Here is a 19,771-nt window from a genome sequence, read left to right on the forward strand (position 1 = left end):
GGCCATCCAGAACAAGCTCATAAGAGTGAACTCCATATGTAAAAAAAGAAATAAGGGAAACCAAAGTCGCCACGACTAAGAACGATTGATAGTTGCTTCTATTACAGAGGACTTAAAGATATGAGTAATTCCCAAACAACGGTAAAGGGAAACCAGGATTTAACGAAATCAGGTAAAAGACTTGACAAAAACAATGCGCTTTACACATAAATATTTCTTAAAAATATGCAACATACATTACCCAAAACAAGTATACGAAAAAAGGAAATTAGGACTTTCTAGGAGGAATTGCTTGCCCTTCCCCCTAAAGAACCGACCTTTGCAAAAATCATGAGAGAAATATTTCTCATATATCCATATTCTTAATATTTTGCGGGGAGTATTGTACAAAAAAGTAAATTGAGTCTTCACTGGCACTTTTAAAAATCGAAGGCTCAACTTATTTTTGTGCAGTCCCTCATCATCTGTCCCCCTTTGGGAAAAAATCTGAAATCAGAAGGTATATGAAGATCCTGAAAACATTTTTAGCACTCTTTTTACTACTGTCAAGCGTGAGCGCTTACAGTCAGGCGTTTTCCAGCTGTGTAGAAGGAACCATCCGAGTGGATGATAACACTACGCTGGAGCTTTGCCAAGGTGACGGCTTAGACGATTTGATTCGTTTTCGCTCCAGCCCACTGGCCACTCCTTATGCTTATATTGTTGTAAATGAAGACGACATTATTGTCTATGCCAGCACAAGTAGTTTCATCAACTTCGAAGATCTGCCCGACGGTAATTTGCGTGTTTTTTCTGTTTCCTATATCGGCCAATTCCTTGGCGAAGTAGGCGACAACTACCTGGAAGCAACGCTGGGTAGCTTCTGTTATCGCTTAAGCGGCAACTTTATCTCGATTTCCAACCTCACACCGATGGGAGGAAACGTTATGACTGCTGCTGGCGAAACAGCTATCACCCTTTGTATCAATGACGGGGTAGCTAATGTTGTAGATTTCACTTCTTCCAGTGAATTCACTCCTTACCTTTACGTTATTACCGATGAAGACGACAACATCCTGGGTACTTCCCCTGATGGAACAGTCGACTTCACCGATGCAGCCATTGGTGTTTGCCACGTTTGGGGATTAGCTTACGTTGGTGACTATACCGGACAAGTAGGTGAGAATATTCTTACCTCAGACTTGGCTAGTGCGTGCTTTGAACTCTCTATGAACTATGTTGAGGTGACTCGCCTCTTCCCTGATGCCGGGGCTTTGACTTATGCCGATGGTTCGGAAGCCTTCGTTTCTTGTAGTGTACTCGAACCCACCGGTACCGTTAGCCTTGTGAGTACTCATGATCCTGCCACTGATTTTGCCTTTGTTATTGTAGATGGAGAAACAGGTTTAGTACAAAGTGTTACAACTGCCACTGAGATTGATTTGGCAGCGATCCCCGCTGGCTCGTACCGTATCTTTGGTGTTGCCTATACGGGCACGCTTACTCCTGCTCCAGGATCAGCATTCAACCCTGATCAACTCAGCGACGAATGTGCCGACCTTTCTGACAACAACCTAAGCTTCATCAAGCGGGTTCAAGATGCAGGTGACCTCCTACTCGAAGATGGCACCAACGAGGTGACCATTTGTGTAGGTGATGGTGTGGATGATTTCCTAAACTTTACCTCTACTTATGCCGGTGGTGACAATTTCACTTATGTGATCACCAACGAAGATAACGTTGTACTGGGTGTCTCTGATGACGCAAGTATCAACTTTGAAGGTGCAGGAGCTGGCATTTGCCGCGTTTGGGGTCTCGCTTACAGCGGAAACCTACTCGTAGAAGAAGGTATCAACATTGATGCTCCTACCCTGCTTTCAGATGAATGCTTTGACCTTTCTAATGGTTTTGTGCTCGTAAACCGTGATGGCCCTATCGGAGGAGACATCACTTATTCAGACGGTACAGATAGCTTTGTTAGTTGTTCTACGATGGAGCCTACGGGAGTTATCGAATTTAGTGTAACTGGCAATGACCCCAACTCAGACTATGCCTTCCTAGTGGTTAATGATGCTGGTAATACCATTGACCTCATCATATCACTCGCTTCTGGCGTAACGACGGGTAGCTTAAACTTAGCAAGTTTCCCCACAGGTGAGTATACACTTTATGGTGTTTCCTTCATTGGCGGCTCAGCTGGAACTGTAGGTTCGGTATTTGATCCTACCGATATAGGTGCAAACTGTTTCGACTTGTCATCAAACACCCTTACCCTCATCAAACGGGTACAAGATGCCGGCAATGTTAGTCTAGAGGATGGCAGTTTAGAAGCCACCATCTGTGTAGGTGACGGTAACCCGGATTTACTGAACTTTACAACAACTTACGCTGGTGATGATAACTTCATCTATGTCATTACAGACGAGAATAACGTTATCCTGGGCACCGACCCCTTTGGTGCCATTGACTTTGAAGGAGGAGAACCAGGCATTTGCCGCATCTGGGGTGTTGCTTACAGCGGCAACCTGACCATCAATGCTGGTGACAACCTCCTTGGTGGCCAAGCACTCTCCGATGAGTGTTTCGACCTTACAGAAGGGTTTGTTGTGATTAACCGCAACGGCCCCGACGGAGGAAGTATCAGCCTGGAAGACGGTTCTACCGAATACATTGAATGTATGGCTGGCAGTGGTGCTACCCTTACTATTGTAGCTACCGATGCTGACCCCAATCTAGCTTATGTGTACCTTGTTGTGGATACTGAAACCGACCTCATTGCTGCTATAATAGAAGGTAGTGGCATTGATTTAAGTTTACTACCCCTCGGTACCTACGAAGTATATGGACTTTCTTATCTCGATAACTTGAGTATTTCCGTTGGTGACGCTTTCACGGGAGCAACCTTGGCTGATGTATGTTTTGACCTTAGTGACAACAGCATCGACATTATCAACCGTTCCGTGAGTGTTGGAGACATTACGTTTGAAGATGGTAGCACCGTTGCAGCTATTTGCCCTGATGATGGCACCATTGACATCTTAAACTTCCTTACTGATTATAGCGGTGATGACAACCAGGCCTTTTTGGTCACGGATACAGATAATACCGTTTTAGAAATACTTGCTGGTCCAAGTACCGACTTTGAAGGTTATAACGGTGATTTTGTAAGGGTTTGGGCAGTAGCCTTTAGTGGTAACTTCTTGTTGCAAAATGGAACAACTATTGAAGCAGGAACCCAAATTTCTGACGATTGCTTTGACCTTAGCGACAACTTCCTCCTTGTGGATCTTCGTGGTCCTGATGGTGGCGAATTACGCTTGGCCGATGGAGAAACAACTGCCTTTGTGTGTGTTTCTGATGGTGTAGCTGATGTTTTGGATATACAGACGACTGCTCCTGCTGGCACCAATTACATCTATGTAATTACGGATGAAAACAATATCATCTTAAATACCAGCACCAGCCCACTGATCGACTTCGAAGATGCTCCAGCGGGTATCTGTCGTATTTGGGGACTAGCTTACCTCGGTGACCTTACTGCTGCCATTGGCGACAATGCAGCAACGACTGACTTGGCAAGTGACTGTTATGACCTTTCTGACAACTTTGTTGTAGTCATTCGGACTTTTGTTGATGGTGGCTCAGTAAGCCTGGAAGATGGCACGACCAACACCTTTGCCTGTGGCGATGATGGTGAACCTGACTTCTTCATTTTCAACAATACCTCTACCGCTACCGACGAAAGCTATGCTTACATTGTAACGGACAGCCAAAACAACATCCTTGCAGTACTTGCAGGAAACAGTGTTGACCTCGACCAGGCGGCACCTGGCGAATGCCACGTATGGGGCCTTTCTTATACCGGCGAAATCATTGCTGAAGTAGGCGAAAATGCTACGGAAGTACAACTGACCGATGCCTGCTATGAGCTATCAAGCAACTTCGTGACCATTATCCGCGAACGCGTAGATGGTGGAATGATAAGCCTGTTGGATGGCAACACCACTATTAACATCTGCCCTAATGACGACATTGCAGATATCTTATCGTTTGTGAACACAGGCTCTACTACAGCCAATTACACTTACGTCATTACAGATGTAAATAACAACCTCCTCAATAATATCGGCAGTGCTCCATTTGATTTCAATGAAATCGCAGTACCTGCAGAAATTCGTGTATGGGGGGTAGCCTTTAGCGGCCAGCTCGCCCTAATGGGTGGTGATATCCAAACCAGTGTGTTGAGTAATCGCTGTTATGATCCTACCGACAACTATGTAACAATCATTCGGGAAACTCCTGAAGGAGGTACCGTTAGTACAACAGAAGGAGAAACAACCCTCTACCTATGTACAGATGACGGTATCAGTGACCTGTATGCTTTTGCCGCCAGCGGTGCCAGCAATACGGATTACGCTTTCCTTATTACTGATGACAACAACAACATTCTCGATATTCTCACCAATACCAACGAAGCCGACTTTGAAGGTGCACCAAGTGGTACTTGTCGGGTATGGGGAGTTGCCTACACCGGCACCTTGCTTGCAGAAGTTGGTGAAAATGCAGCGACTATAACACTGTCGAACGACTGTTTTGACCTCAGTGATGATTTCGTGACTGTTGTTCGCGGAGAGCTTAATGCCGGCACGGTTTCAACAACCACTGGCACAGGTGATCGCTATACCTGCCCTGGTGATGGAGAGTCTGACATACTTACTTTCAACAATCAAGGCACAGGATCTGGCAACTTTGCCTATGTACTTACTGATGCAGATAACATCATCGTAGATATTATCAGCGATAACACTGTTGATTTCGAAGCTCTCCCTGAAGGAGAATACCGTATGTGGGGCTTTGTCTTCACAGGAGATTTATTGGCAGAAATAGGTCTGGATGCTGGTGAAGCACAATTGGCAACAGCTTGTTTCGACCTTTCTGACAACTACATTACGATCTTCAATATAGCACCAGCTGCTGGCTTGATTTTCACTGAAGAAGGCGAAGAAGAAGTTGTTCTTTGTATTGGCGACGGTATCCCTGATCCTTTTAGTGCTACCGTATTCGGTGCTAGTGCAGCTGCTTACACTTACCTCGTTGTAGACGAAGACAGCATCTTGGTAGGCGTTCTTAATGACCCTACTTTTGATTTTGAAAATGCTGCTCCTGGTGACTGGAGCATCTATGGTCTTTCTTATACAGGGGCCTTAAGTGTTCTTCCAGGTGCACACATCTTTGAAGACCAGTTGGCCAGTGGTTGTTATGACCTCACCAACAACTTCATCTTTGTAGACAAAACGTATGTTGATGGCGGTGAGATTTATACCGACGCTGGTGCCAGCGTAGTTTACGTATGCCCTGATGGCGTGGCTGACATTACCAACTTCGTTAATAGTGGAAGCTCTACCGAAGCTACCTATTCTTACGTACTGACGACACAGGGGAATATCGTGTTACAAGTGCTAAGTGGTAACACCATCGACTTCGAAGAAGCTGCTGGTTTAGATGCTTTACGGATGTGGGGCGTCTCTTATACTGGTGATCTCAATCTAAGCATTGGAAATGTTATCACAGATGTAGAGATCAGCACTGGCTGTAACGATCTTTCTAACAGCTTCGTTGATATCTTTATCGACAATCCAGATGGAGGAATGATCAGCTTCGAAGGTGGCGCAGACAGCCTTCGCCTTTGCCATAGCAACTTCATGCCTGGTGCACAAGTATTTACGACCAGTACTGCCAACGTAGGTTATGCCTACCTCGTAACGGATGATATGAATATGGTTCTTCAGGTTAGTGAACCAACAGATGGCATTGTCAATCTCGATAACTTTGCTCCTGGGTTTTACCGTATATGGGCGGTATCCTACACAGGCAACCTCTTGGTAGAACCTGGTGATGATGCTTCCGTTGCTCAATTAGCAAGCAGCTGCTTTGAGCTTTCTGAAAACTTCATCACGGTAGAACGCACAGAAAGTCTGGATGCTGGAAATGTAAGCACCATGAGTGGTGAAGACATTATCTACGTTTGTCCTCAGGATGGAATGGCCGATATCGTAATCCTTGACAACGATACCGATGATCCCGACTACCGCTACATCATCACAGACGATGAGAACAATATCCTGTTTGGAGATATCGAAAGCAACATCATTGATTTTGATCCTTCAGCACCGGGCATTTGTCGCGTCTATGGTGTTGTGTACACCGGTGAATTTGATCCGACCTTTATGGCAGATATCACCACTTCGGCACTATCCACTGACTGTTGGGCAATTTCTAACAACTACATTACGCTAATCCGTCAAACGCCAGAAGGTGGTACGGTTAGCACTGACGAAGGAAGTATAGACGTAGAACTGATCGTTAACGATGGTCAGGCCGATGTTGTCACTTTCGTGAATACAGGGATAGAAATGACGCCTTATGCTTATGTGATCACCGACGAGAGCAACGTGATCCTCGGAGTATCTGAAAGTGATATGATTGATTTCGAAGGCGTTCCTGCCGGTGTTTGCCGGGTATGGGGATTATCTTATACTGGTAATATTATCGCAAGTATTGGCGACAGCGCTGATGAAGCATTGACGGATGATTGTTTCGATCTCTCCGACAACTTCGTTACAGTAACGCGGATTGAGTTAGAGAATTTAGTTCCTGGTGGAAACACCAACGCTAGTTTACCAAACGTTGATCGAGTGGTAATTAACCTCTATCCTAACCCTGCCAGCGATCAGATCAACCTCCAGGTAAATGTACCAGCATCGTTGCTAACAGACGAGCAGATGGTAAGCTGTTATGACCTCAATGGTATGCTGTTGTTCCAGCAAGCACTTGACCCAATTGTGGGAACTAATCAACGCAGCCTAAACATTAGCCAACTACAAGCAGGTATGTACCTCTTGCGCTGGTATGATGGCGAGCAAGTAATCGTTACTCGTTTTATCAAAGAATAAACATTTGATTGTGCAGTAATTGCTTTCTGCAAACTTCTAATCCCGCATTTTATCCTAGTGATAGAATGCGGGATTTTTTTATTTAACGAACTGTATTCTACGTAACTCCCACCAATCTAAACAATTGATTAACAATAATTTAAATAAAAAAACACGCTCAAAGCCATCGTAGTTTTGGTTAAATGAAGGCCCTCTAAAAATGTACTGAGCAAAGAATAATGCCCATTTTTGGCTTCCATTGGGTAAAAGGCTTAGGCCACCCTCTTGATCAAGTAACTTAGAAAAATCCGCATATCATGGCAAAATTGAATTTTGGTGGCACCGAAGAGAATGTCGCCACTCGGGAAGAATTCCCACTAGCAAAAGCACAAGAAGTATTAAAAGACGAAACCATTGCTATCATTGGATACGGCGTGCAAGGCCCAGGCCAGGCGCTTAACCTGAGAGACAATGGCTTCAATGTTATCGTTGGACAGCGTCAACCTTCAAAATCATGGGACAAAGCGATTGCTGACGGTTTCGTACCTGGCGAAACACTTTTCTCTATTGAGGAAGCTGCTGCAAAAGGTACCGTTATTCAGTACTTGCTTTCTGATGCAGCTCAAATAACGATGTGGGAGACTATCAAAAAGCATCTTACCCCAGGTAAAGCTTTGTATTTCTCTCATGGTTTTGGTATTACCTACCTTGACCGTACAGGCATTGTTCCTCCAGCTGATGTTGACGTTATCCTTGTTGCTCCCAAAGGTAGCGGAACCAGCCTACGCCGAATGTTTGTAGAAGGCCGTGGCCTAAACTCTTCCTACGCTATCCACCAGGATGCTACCGGCAGAGCTAAAGAACGCGTTATTGCCTTGGGGATCGGCATTGGCTCGGGTTACTTATTTGAAACCACCTTCAAAAAGGAAGTATACAGCGACCTTACCGGCGAACGTGGAAGTCTCATGGGCGCTATTCAGGGTATCTTTGAAGCACAGTATTCTGTACTTCGGGAACGAGGTCACTCTCCAAGTGAAGCCTTCAACGAAACCGTAGAAGAACTTACCCAAAGTCTGATGCCGCTGGTAGCAGAAAATGGTATGGACTGGATGTACGCCAACTGTTCTACTACCGCACAGCGTGGTGCACTAGATTGGAAAAACAAATTCCGTGACGCAGTACTGCCTGTCTTCAACGATCTATACGACAGTGTAGCTTCCGGCAACGAAGCTCAACGCTCTATTGATTCTAATAGCCAGTCTGACTATCGTGTTAAATTGGATGCAGAGCTTTCAGAGTTACACAATAGCGAAATGTGGAAAGCAGGGCGTACCGTGCGTAGTTTACGCCCGGAAAATCAGCCTTCTGCTAAAGAGCAAGCGGTTGACTAAGTAACGGTCGAATAATTAATTCCCGACTTTCGGTTTTTAGTGAAGATATAAACGATCCCGTACTAAAAGTCGGGATGAGTTTATTCAAGCTAAAAACCGAAATTGAAAGAGGGAACTTAATTTTTGACCAATACTAAAAGCGCTTTTACAAGCGATTATTAATCAATCCGCGATATTTTCCAGAACTTACGCTCCGTGACTCCCTACGGAGTGTAAGTTTTTTTTTAGAGCTTGTTTTGGACGGTTTCGTAGCGAGAATCAAGGAATTACGGTTCTGGCGAAGCTGCAAAATTCGAGTTTAGCGGGCTAAATGAGTATTTCGCAGCGAAGTCAGGTTCGTAAAGTCTTAATTCGCAGCAGGAACAAGTCCCAAACATGCTCTTAAAAGGTAACGGAAAACAAGTTCCCCTTTCTTCTCAACAGACCAGTTGGTCTGATTACTAAGTACTCGAAACATCCAACAATGGCTAAGCCCATTACCCCCACTTCGCCGCTAATCAGTGTTGAGCAAATCTATCAAGCCAAAGTTCGCCTGAAAGGCATTGCCGACATTACGCCAATGCTCCCCAACTACCGCTTTTCGGAACTTTTCGAGTGTAACCTCCTCTTGAAAAGAGAAGATTTGCAAGTCGTGCGTTCCTACAAAATCAGGGGGGCCTACAATAATATGGCCACCATGACGGAGGAGCAACTGAAAAACGGTGTGGTCTGTGCCAGTGCCGGTAATCATGCGCAGGGTGTTGCCTTTGCTTGTCAGAAAATGCAGGTTCATGGCAAAATATTCATGCCCATCGTAACCCCTAAACAGAAGGTAAATAAAGTAAAACTTTTTGGCAAAAGCTTTGTCGAAGTGGTACTCACGGGCGACACCTATGATGATGCTTACGCAGAAGCTATGCAGTGTGCAGAAGTAGAAGGCAGGGGGGTTGTTCATCCCTTCAACGACCCTGGCACCATTGCCGGGCAAGGTACTGTGGGCGTAGAAATTTTGGATAGCGCCAACGGGCCAATTGACTATATTTTTGTTCCAGTGGGAGGAGGTGGATTATCTGCAGGTATTGGCAGTTACGTCAAACAGATCAGCCCCAGGACCAAAATTATTGGCGTAGAGCCTGCGGGGGCTCCTGCAATGTACGAAAGCCTCAAAGCAGGCAAGGTCGTCAACCTGGAACAAATTGATAGTTTTGTGGATGGTGCGGCTGTCCGTCAAGTTGGAGAAAACACTTTCCGGATCGCCCAAGCGGTTCTCGATGACCTCGTACTGGTAGACGAGGGTAAGGTTTGTAGTATGATTTTGCAGCTCTACAATGAAGAGGGCCTTGTGGTAGAACCCGCTGGCGCACTGACGCTGACCGCACTCGATCAGTATGCACATAAAATCAAGGGTAAAAATGTTGTTTGTATCATCAGTGGAGGTAATAACGACATTACCCGTACCGAGGAGATCAAAGAAAGAGCCTTGCTCTACGAAGGGCTCAAACATTACTTCGTTATCAGGTTTCCACAACGCGCAGGCGCGCTCAAGGATTTTCTCACTCAAGTATTGGGTGCTAACGACGATATCACTCACTTTGAGTATACCAAAAAGCACAATCGCGGTACCGGCCCAGCATTGGTTGGTCTTCAGGTAAAAGAACGAGGGGATTACGAAAAATTAGTCCAGCGGATGGATAAATATCAAATTGACTATCAATCGTTAAACGATAGTAAAATGCTTTTTGAGTTGTTGATTTGATACTTTCCGGCGGCCTTGATATTATAAGATAAAGATCAAAAATCATATTAACCAGTTAACCAGTCTTTTGGTGCAAGCTCTCCCCTGCATCACTATAGTAGAACTCTCACATCCCTGCAACCTTTTATCATCGGTAAAGTCTTTAGGATGATTCTATTCAAATAGAAGCTATCTAAAGTATTCTCGCTTACTTACGCGCAAAGCATTGAGGCTTCTGGACTTCAGCTATTTTGAGTCCCGTAGCCTCAAGCCTTTACGCTCACTTACAGCAGAATACTTTAGATAGCTTCATAAAAATACACCGTATGAAATACCTCCTAATGCTTCCCTTGTTTGTATTATTTTTCTTGCCAAATACCCAAGCCCAGAAGTGGTGGAATGGTGGCGTTGATGGTTCCGGCCCTCGTGTCGAAAAAGACTTACAGCTCGATCAGTTTTCTGGCATCCGTCTCAGCATCAATGCCGATGTATACCTGACTCAAGGCAGTACTCAGTCCGTAAGAATTTCGGCTCAACAAAATATTATTGACTTGATCGAAACAAATGTTGATGGCAGCATTTGGAAAATAAAGACAGAAGAAAACATTGATGACCATGCCCCCATCAAAATTTACATCACGGTACCTAGAATGACCTATGTTAAACTTTCTGGCTCCGGTGATATCTATACAGAAAACACCTTTACCGGAAATGATGCCGTCGAAGTAGGCATCTCTGGATCTGGTGATTTACGCTTTAAAACAACAGCCAATAGCATTGAGGCCGCCATTAGTGGTTCCGGGGACATTGAGCTAGACGGGAGCACAGAGAATTTGAACATTTCGATCTCAGGCTCCGGTGATATTGATGCTAAAGAATTGGTAAGTGGCAACTGTGAAGTACGGATTTCCGGCTCCGGTGGTGCAAAAGTCCACGCTACCAAAAACCTTAATGTACGCGTATCTGGTTCCGGTGATGTCTACTACAAAGGCAGCCCTAATGTACAATCAAGGGTCTCAGGGTCAGGCGATTTGCAATCAATAAGTGGCAGATAAAACATACGTCATCCCGAACTTTGGATAAGGCCAAAATCCAGCCTGACTTTAACTTAGAACTAGTCATTAAGCATCTAAAAAGAGTGATTTATCTGACTATTTGTACAAAACCCCATGATTTCACTAATAGAAATCATGGGGTTTCATTTTAAGTTATAAGTTTTCTGATTAGTCATCCCGGATTTTGACAATAATCAAAACCAGGGGTGACTCCTGTTATTGAACTCACACCAACTACTCTCCCTCGTCAGTACTGATACTAATTTGGCGTTGTAAACCCTGATATTCATCGTCTTCAGCTCCATCACCATCCCAATCGCGAAAATTACGGAAGGTTGCTCTACCTTCTCCAATTCTTACTATATACTGAACCGTATTTTCCGGTTCTATCAAGACCAAGGTATCACCAAAGGTATTCCACATTCCGCGACGTTGGTCGATAATTTCTCCTTTCACACTACGGTGAACCAATCGGAATTTTTGGTCGGCTTGAAAGTAGTAAATAGGCGGCTCCATTCCATATCCTTGCTCCCAAACTTCCTGCGTGAGGGATTCCGTCCGGAAAGTATCTTTCCCATCAGCAGTATTCACAGCAACATTGATCTGAAAGGTTTGCCACGTTCCACGTAATGCAGTCTTTAAATCTACTTCATCAGGAGTAGAGGTACTGTTCGTATTATCCTGTTGGCAAGCGACAAATAAAAGGCCCAGCCCTAGAAAAAAAAGAAGGTATTTCATACAAAAAAACTTACTCAGAGGTTATTTGACACAACCGCTGAAACTAATGCCCAAAAGCGGACCGACAAAGTAAGTGAAAAAACGGCAAATGGCTTTAGCTACATTACCCCTAAAGGGAATAAGTGCAGCCAAAGCCATTCTCTTGGAGATATTCGCTAGACTTTCAATCAAGTCTCAAAATATTCCTTTTAGACAATACTATAGTGCAAACAATTTAAGAGTAGCAAATTTCCCAGCTTCATTAACAAAAGTCAGGAAATAAAAACCACTGCTTAGGTTGTTACGCTCTAATGTAAACTGATTGGTATTAACCCCAGCATAGGTACGAAGCGTACGTCCCATCGCATCATTCAACTGAACGGTGTAAGTGTCGCCATTGTCATTAGCAAAATTCACAACGGCCTTGTCTGTAAAAGGATTACCTAAAACCTGGAAATCTAACTCCAATAACAAGTTTCTGGTAGAGGCTGTAATTGCACAAGTTTCAGTAATCTCTGATAGCATCAGGGTAAAGTCCGCACAATTTCCATTGTCGTTTCTTTTTCCTTCAGCGTTCCAAGGGTTATCTGGATCACTTGGCCCCTGATTGAAAACACAATCAATCTGAGTAACCGTTCCTGAAGCTTGACCATAGTAGGCATCTACATCTGCAATATAAACCACAAAGTCATCAGAACCGTCATTGATCCCTTGCGCAGCACCCGAAGCATTCCAGTCAACTACGCTCATAAAGCCATTCATACCCGAGTGAAAACCTACTGCCGACATACCAGCAAGTGCTCCAACATTGCAACCCAAAGCTTCATCAAAAATAACCTGGATGCCACCATTGGGATCATTACAACCAGTAATACCAGTTGATTGAGCAGATAATGCTCCACAAGTGAATAATGTAAGTGCTAAAACGTAAAGATTCTTCATTGTAAATATTTAATAAGTGAAGAGTGAATTATAATACAATTCTTACGTTTTAATAGGATAGCTAAACTTACAACTATTTGACTTATTATCAAACAAAATACAACGTATTACAATAGATTTACTCCTTACTATCGCAACAGTGTCACATTTCCCTTTGTGGTGTATCGCTCACCGCCAAAACAGCTTACTTCGAGATAATACCCATAAACATCCGGGGCCAATTCCTTGCCCTGATAAGTGCCATCCCAGCCATCGTTTTGCGAACGAGAGGCAAAAACCTCTTCCCCCCAGCGGTTGTAAACCACAAAGTAAAACTCATCAATGACATTACCTTCCACATATAAGATGTCATTCAGATTATCGCCATTGGGCGTAAATCCATTGGGAACAAAAATATAAGGGGCTGTACACGGGGAATTAAAGACAACCAGCAGTACTTCTACTTGATTTGTACAGCCATTAGCGTCTGTAATAATGAGCTCGTAAGTTGTTGTTTCTTCCGGGTTCGCAACAGGATTGGGAATATCTCCGGCACTAAGGCTACCGGTAGGCGACCAAAAGTAATTATAGCTTGGATCGTCTGTTGCCATCAAGGTTACCGACTCGCCAGGGCGCAAGGTATCTATTGTTGGCGTAACGGAAAGTGGGGGCTGCAATTGAAAAACATTGACCATACTACTGGCCTCTCCCATACACCCAAATTCGTTGGTCGCAGACACTGTAAACATCGTCGTAGTTAGGGGGTTCACTAATACTTCATCCGTTCCCTGCCCTGCCAGCACGGCATCCGGTGGAGACCAAGAGTAATCAGTAATGGCATAAGGGCCTAAGGATTCAGCCGTTAAGGTCACCGTATCTCCCCTACAAATTGTTGCGCCAGGAAACGCCTCAAGCATTACTCCTTGACCATCAATAATCACAGAATCAATAACGGTACAGCCCTGCTCATCTGTTAAAGAAAAATAGAAGGTTGATCCTGGGCCAGGCGTTACTTCCTGTATTTCTGTATTTCCTAAAATCGTTTGAAAATCAGGATCAGCAGCCCAGAGGTAGGCTTCCGCTTGATCACTCTCTACAAATAATTGCCAGCTGTCCGCACAGGTAGTCGTATCTGGTGAACTTACATATGCAATAGGTGGCGCTACATTCACCAGCACCTCTCCTACCCTGTTGCAAATAGAATTTGGATCAGTAACCGTAACGCTATAAGTAGTCGTAAACTCCGGACTTGCCTGTGGATTAGCAATCGTATTGTCATTAAGGCTTGCACTCGGCGACCACTGGTACTCATAGGCTTCACTCCCCAGTGGGTTAAGGCCTACCGATTCTCCAGGACAAAGGCTTAATTCTTCCAGGTTTAAAGTGATTAATGAAATAATGAGATCTTCTGTAATCGTATCCTGGCAACCATTTTCAGCAGTTGTCAATAAGCTTACGGGGATTGTTTGTGTACTGTCTAGTTCAATTTCGAGGGTCGGATCGTTACCCGAAAAGATTCCATCAATCAGCCATTCCCAACTGGTGACAGTCGTATTTTCAGCGGTCGTCATATCCGTTACCAACACGGTTGCACTATCTCCACAATTGAGGAATTCCCAATCAAAGTCTGGGTTAATGAGCCCTTCTTCGGCAACAACGACTTCAAGTAAAAGCGTGTCTGGGCAAGCCAGGAAGGCCGGAATAGTTACCATTACATCATAAGTGCCTGCACTGGGATAGGTATAAACAACGGGGCTACCACTAGCCGTAGCATCCGGCACGCTGGGATCACCAAAATGCCACTGGTAAATACCAGCTGCTGGATCTTCCGCCGAAAAAGCAACCGTAAATCCACTACACTGATCAGTAGTGACACCTGCTCCAAACTCCATCAAATCTACGACGGTCACTTGAATACTATCGACGATATCACATCCATGCTGGTTCGTAGCGGTAAAGGTATACCATTGATCTCCCGCAGTATTGGGGCTTACCGTTGGCATCGCACTATCTGCTCCTGAAGTAACCTCATCAGCGGGTTCCCAGTTATAAACAAGGTTATCGGCCAAATCCAGATTAGTTACTTGCAATGCTAGGCTTTCGCCTAAACAGACCGCCGTATCAGGGGTAATCACTGCCAGGTTGACGGCCAAACTGGTCACCGTGATAGAATCCAACGCCACACAATCCGCTTCATTGAAAACTTGTAGATAGTAGGTTTGTGTGCCAAAAGGACTTACAATATACTCCTCGGCCTCAACCACCTGACTGCTAAAATCAGCAAAAGGCGACCACAAATAACGAATACCATTATTGCTACTCCCCGTGAGGGTAATCTCCGAAGCACAAGGTGTTTGATCAGAACTGATACTCACCTCTAATGGCTCACTAACAATAACATCGACACTTCGATCAGCAACACAACCACTCTGAGGATCGGTCAGTACTAGTTCGTAGGTTGTTGTCACCAATGGACTCGCCTCGGGATTGGGTGCCGTTGGGTCACTTAAACTTCCAGGCGGGCTCCACAAATATTCATACTGTGGTAGAAAAGCAGCATTAAGAAAAACGCTCTCTCCTGGGCAAATCAAGAAATCAGTATCGGGCAAGGTTTCCAATATAAAACTCACATCTGCAAGAGCTGTAAGAATTCCATTATTACAACCATTCTCAGCCGTAAGTCGAAGTTCGATTGTATAATCTCCCGGCTCCGTAATCACCAATTCAGGCGACTGCTCGGCACTAAAGAACTTACCATTCAGGAACCAGGCCCAGGATTGTATTTCTGATAATTCATCAACAGAAAGATCATTGAGTTGTAATACTAAACTGTCACCACAACTCAAGGTATCAATACTGAAAGCAGGCTGTAGCGTAAGCGGTAATAGGTGTATTTGTTGAGAAAAAGTATCAACACATGGTTCTCCTGGAGCAGCAATAAGGCTGATCGTATAAAGCCCTGTATCTGGAAAAACAAAAGTTGTATTCGGTTCCATTGAAGTACCTAACGGGTTGTCAAAATCACCAAAGACCCACAGGAAACTGCTGGTACCAACACTCTCATTCAGTACGTCTACTTCTAGACCATCACATTGAATTTCTGGTGCAAAAAAAGCAGACGTAGTTACCCCACATATGCCAACATTGTACTGAAAATCTCTACGAGAAGTAGAAATCAACTCACCATCACGGTATTCTTCAGCACAAATCCCTACCACAAACTGGCCCTGGGTAGTAGGTGTGCCCGTCAGTAAACCAGTAACACTATTGATCTGTAGTGGATCGCTACCAGGAATGCCATTAAGCATATTGTCAACATTATAAGGAGGGTCATTCCAAACAATTTCTGCGTAAGGAGGAGGGTTAGGAGGCTGAGGTTGAGGAATATTAGGGGTGGCTCCTTCTAGCGGCGTACAAAGTCGGTACACTATACTATCACCATCAATATCAATGGCTGATTGGTCAAAAATTATGGGTTCATTAGCGCATATATAAAGTGGCGGCCACTGCAAAAATTCTGCACTACTGTTGCATTCTTGCAACGCCCGCTCCGTTATTATCACACCATAAGTAGCCCCTGTCCCCAGCGGATCTACAATGTTTTGAATCGTCATATTTCTGCAACAACGCTGGTAAGCTAACTGGTAGCCCCCAGGGCGTGGCAACAATTCCACCACAGTACGATAGGTCGTCGTATGTACACATACATCAGGAGGAATCACCAGACATTCATCCGTCAACACAGGAGAAAGCGTATCATCTCCCATCAGGGGCACTCGAATATCCTGGAGTAGGACATTATTGATATCAAAGACACCAATCGAGGCTGGGTCATCGAAATAAGCATCTGGGTTACCGTTCTCACAATCTCGATAAATGGTAAGTCGTATCTCGTATTGGTTGTCCCCCAAACAAGTATACCCCAACTCTCCACCAACAATATGGGTAGCATTTAAGGAGAAGGATGTAAAAAATAAACCCAGCCCAATGATAAAGGGCAAGCAACAGGAAAGCTGAAATTTAAGGCGCAATGGTTCTGTTTTTAACCAGGAATGAAACACAATACTTTGTTATGTATTTGCTATTGCTTGTTAAGTTAATGAACTTATCAGTTACAGACACAGTTAACGCTCTAAAAAATGCTAAAAGGGAGCCTCCCTTAACGGAAAGCTCCCTTTTAGCAAAAAATCACCAAGCAAACTATCGTATCTCCAAATCAAACTCTACCCGGCGGTTTCTAGCACGGCCAGCTACAGTATCATTGGTTTCAATAGGATTGGTTTCACCATAACCAGCATAAGACATTCTGTCTCTGCTAATTCCTTTTACCAGCAAGTACTGGAAACAAGCTAAAGCCCGACGCTCAGACAAGCTCTGGTTAGCAGCATCGTTACCTACATTATCAGAATAACCACTGATTTTGAGGTTATAATTTGGGTAACGTGTAATAATTTCCGCGATCTCATCCAGTGTAGCGTTCGACTGAGATAACAACTGGTTACTACCTGTACGGAAACGGATATTTTCCATAGCTAAATCAAGTGCTGCCTGGTCATCTGCATTGATCACTGGGCAACCGTCATTTTCTATAGGACCGGCGTTGGTTGGACACGCATCATCGGCATCACCGATACCGTCTCCATCACGGTCTGGGCAACCTCCAAACTCGGAAGGACCTGCAACCTCTGGACACTTGTCGTTAGGGTCAATAATCCCGTCATTATCAGCATCAGGACAACCATTGGCGGATGCTGTACCGGCCAATTGTGGACAAGCATCGTCGGCATCGGTAATTCCGTCGCTATCAGCATCAGGACAACCGTCTAATGCTGCAACACCAGCAATCGTAGGACAAATATCTACAGGATCAGCAATACCATCTCCATCGGTATCAGGGCAACCACGGAAGCGGCGAATACCGGGAGTATTAGGACAGTTATCCTGGTTGTCGGCAACACCATCATCATCAGAGTCAGGACAGCCGTTGAATTTGGCATCACCTGCATCATTAGGACAGGCATCTTTATTATCAGGAATACCATCTAAATCAGCATCAGGGCAACCAGAAGTAGCCGTAATACCCGCTATTGTAGGACAATCATCACTATCATCAGCAATACCATCACCATCGGTATCCTTAGCGCCAAAGCGAGTGGTCAAAGTCAGGCCACCAAAAGTGTACCAATCGTCCTTATCAGCATTACCGCTAGCGCTTACGCCATCGATACGATCGCTCATCGCCGGACGAAGACCAACTTCCAGGCCTAGGTTCCACTTACGGGTGATATCATAACGTAAACCAACGCCTCCCACTAAAACAAGCAAGGTTTTTTCTTCTGAATCTATATCTTCCTGAACCCCCCTCGCTGTCATATTATTACTATAGTCCGTTTCTGGGTTGCTAAAAGCAAGTCCTGGGCCTGCAAATAAGTAAGGAGAGAGAATCTTGCGAAAATTACCGCCCTTGTAACGATTACCAGCAAGTGGCTCCCATTGAGCTAGTAAAGAGAGTTCCGTCAAACGGTTATCGAAAGTAAATCCTCGATCAAAGAGCGATTCATTATCAGGATAATCAAGGTCACTGCCTGTAAGTTTTCCGGTAGTTAGTCCTAAACGAACCCCAAAAGATTGGCTAATATTACGCTTAAGCATAAAGCCAAATGCTGCATTGGTATTCGACAAATCTACTAGATTAGGTTCGATTAAGTCGCCTGCATAATTGGCAGCTCCAATAAAAAATCCGCCATCCCATTTTTCTTCCTGGGCGTAGCTTAATGAAGAAATACTAACCAATATTATAGTTAGTAATAAGTAAAATGATTTCATAATGTACATTCGGTTTTGTTGAATTTTTTGTTCCCCCTTTTTGCTTTGGCAAGAATACAAACAAGTCATGGTCTTATTCGATAAGACGCACATCTTAACTTTTGCAACGGAAAGAATTATTCTACAACTGGGAAAGAGAATCACATGGCTAAAACAAAATTAAGCAAGTTTTCAAGAATGTCTAAAAGCTACAACCTATTTTTATATTTTACATATATAGTAATCTTCTCTGCTATCGCATAAAACAGGAAGCCCCTTTTAAAGAATGCTTAATTATTTTATCTTGGCGATTGGTATTACGTTTTTATTTAAAATATCCTTGTATACTCCACTCATTCACCAATTAGTATGGCTATTCTAACCGTTGTTATTGGAATTGTTTTTGTCTTGTTGCTACTTAGTCTTTTGGCAACTACCATCATGGAGTTATTGGCCTCCTTTTTTCATTTGCGAGGAAGGAACCTCACCAAGGCCCTCCATAATATGCTGGCTAGTTCAGATAAAGGGGAAGTCTTATTGAAAGACTTCAAGAACAATTCGCTCTATAAGCATTTATCCCAACAGTATAGTAACAATACCCAGGGCCCTCCTTCTTATATGGATTCGGCCACGTTTCAGAGTATTCTTTTTGACATTATTCTCAAAGAAGATGGCGTAGAAAATTTAAAAGAAAGGATTGACGCTTTGCCAGATGAAGACCTCAAGAAAGTACTTAATCAGCTATTGCGGGATGCCGATAATAATCTGGACAAATTCAAGGGCAATATCCAAAAATGGTACAACGATGTCATGGATCGTGCTTCAGGATGGTACAAACGCTATACCCAAAAAATTCTAATCTGGGTAGGCATTCTAATTGCACTTGTTTTCAACGCAGATACCTTTTCTATCTATAGCCGACTGGAGAGTGACCCTCAAACGCTTCAGCAAGTAGTAACATTGGCAGAAAATTTTGCACAAAATGACGAGAACACCCTCATTCGGGAAGCTGACCCCGATTTTGAGGAATCACTCGAAAACCTTCGTTCTTTTGTTGACAATGAAATAAACAGTATAAAGTCTCCACTAGGGTTGGGCTGGGCAGAAACCGATTTTAGCAATTATGGGATTTACGATTGGCTGGCCAAAATCTTAGGCTACATCGTTACAGCGCTAGCTGTTTCTCTAGGAGCTCCCTTCTGGTTTGATTTACTACGGAAGATTGTCAATGTTCGTGCTTCAGGTTCAAAACCTTAA

9 protein-coding genes and 1 pseudogene are annotated in these 19,771 nt (G+C 44.1%); 5 read left to right on the forward strand and 5 right to left on the reverse strand.

From position 1 onward, the window contains the following. The first annotated feature begins 503 nt into the window (after positions 1-503). Entirely contained in the window at positions 504-6,932 is a 6,429-nt protein-coding gene (locus A3EU_RS0115535; RefSeq protein ID WP_020537108.1) for a T9SS type A sorting domain-containing protein, read from the forward strand. A 294-nt stretch (positions 6,933-7,226) separates the two neighbouring features. On the opposite strand, the gene A3EU_RS35540 is transcribed toward A3EU_RS0115535, so the two are convergent. Beyond that, on the reverse strand, positions 7,227-7,301 hold the full coding sequence (locus A3EU_RS35540; protein WP_425412696.1) for a hypothetical protein: 75 nt from the start codon (positions 7,299-7,301) through the stop codon (positions 7,227-7,229). A 17-nt stretch (positions 7,302-7,318) separates the two neighbouring features. Here A3EU_RS35540 and ilvC point away from each other — a divergent pair. From ilvC to A3EU_RS0115550, 3 genes and pseudogenes are all read left to right on the forward strand, one after another. After that, positions 7,319-8,302: pseudogene (gene ilvC / locus A3EU_RS0115540) on the forward strand (ketol-acid reductoisomerase); the annotation flags it as partial. Between the two features lie 463 nt (positions 8,303-8,765). Further along, positions 8,766-10,037 carry a threonine ammonia-lyase gene (gene ilvA, locus A3EU_RS0115545; protein WP_020537110.1) on the forward strand — a complete coding sequence of 424 codons (1,272 nt, stop codon included), beginning with the start codon at positions 8,766-8,768 and terminating at the stop codon, positions 10,035-10,037. Positions 10,038-10,342: 305 nt separating this feature from the next. Then, the gene (locus A3EU_RS0115550; protein WP_020537111.1) at positions 10,343-11,071 is read left to right on the forward strand and encodes a head GIN domain-containing protein; all 729 of its coding nucleotides are present in this window, start codon (positions 10,343-10,345) and stop codon (positions 11,069-11,071) included. 234 nt (positions 11,072-11,305) lie between these two features. Here A3EU_RS0115550 and A3EU_RS0115555 read toward each other — a convergent pair whose 3' ends face one another. The 4 genes from A3EU_RS0115555 to A3EU_RS32930 form a co-directional block, all read right to left on the reverse strand. Further along, on the reverse strand, positions 11,306-11,809 hold the full coding sequence (locus A3EU_RS0115555) for a hypothetical protein (RefSeq protein ID WP_020537112.1): 504 nt from the start codon (positions 11,807-11,809) through the stop codon (positions 11,306-11,308). Positions 11,810-12,007: 198 nt separating this feature from the next. Then, positions 12,008-12,730, reverse strand: coding sequence for a T9SS type A sorting domain-containing protein (locus tag A3EU_RS0115560; RefSeq protein WP_020537113.1), 723 nt, complete (start codon positions 12,728-12,730; stop codon positions 12,008-12,010). 128 nt (positions 12,731-12,858) lie between these two features. Next, positions 12,859-16,740, reverse strand: a complete 3,882-nt coding sequence (locus A3EU_RS0115565; protein ID WP_020537114.1) for a PKD domain-containing protein — start codon at positions 16,738-16,740, stop codon at positions 12,859-12,861. Between the two features lie 169 nt (positions 16,741-16,909). Continuing rightward, positions 16,910-18,535 (reverse strand): DUF6089 family protein, encoded by a 1,626-nt coding sequence (locus tag A3EU_RS32930; RefSeq protein WP_169433361.1) that lies wholly within the window; start codon positions 18,533-18,535, stop codon positions 16,910-16,912. Between the two features lie 348 nt (positions 18,536-18,883). Here A3EU_RS32930 and A3EU_RS0115575 point away from each other — a divergent pair, with 348 nt between their 5' ends. Further along, on the forward strand, positions 18,884-19,771 hold the full coding sequence (locus A3EU_RS0115575) for a hypothetical protein (RefSeq protein ID WP_020537116.1): 888 nt from the start codon (positions 18,884-18,886) through the stop codon (positions 19,769-19,771).

This window comes from Lewinella cohaerens DSM 23179 (assembly GCF_000379805.1).
Classification (GTDB): Bacteria; Bacteroidota; Bacteroidia; order Chitinophagales; family Saprospiraceae; genus Lewinella; species Lewinella cohaerens.

Excerpts from the sequence above, each read along its gene's own strand:
- A3EU_RS0115535 (WP_020537108.1), top strand. The coding sequence starts at position 504 with ATGAAGATCCTGAAAACATTTTTAGCACTCTTTTTACTACTGTCAAGC.
- ilvA (WP_020537110.1), top strand. The coding sequence starts at position 8,766 with ATGGCTAAGCCCATTACCCCCACTTCGCCGCTAATCAGTGTTGAGCAA.
- A3EU_RS0115550 (WP_020537111.1), top strand. The coding sequence starts at position 10,343 with ATGAAATACCTCCTAATGCTTCCCTTGTTTGTATTATTTTTCTTGCCA.
- A3EU_RS0115555 (WP_020537112.1), bottom strand. The coding sequence starts at position 11,809 with ATGAAATACCTTCTTTTTTTTCTAGGGCTGGGCCTTTTATTTGTCGCT.
- A3EU_RS0115560 (WP_020537113.1), bottom strand. The coding sequence starts at position 12,730 with ATGAAGAATCTTTACGTTTTAGCACTTACATTATTCACTTGTGGAGCA.
- A3EU_RS32930 (WP_169433361.1), bottom strand. The coding sequence starts at position 18,535 with ATGAAATCATTTTACTTATTACTAACTATAATATTGGTTAGTATTTCT.
- A3EU_RS0115575 (WP_020537116.1), top strand. The coding sequence starts at position 18,884 with ATGGCTATTCTAACCGTTGTTATTGGAATTGTTTTTGTCTTGTTGCTA.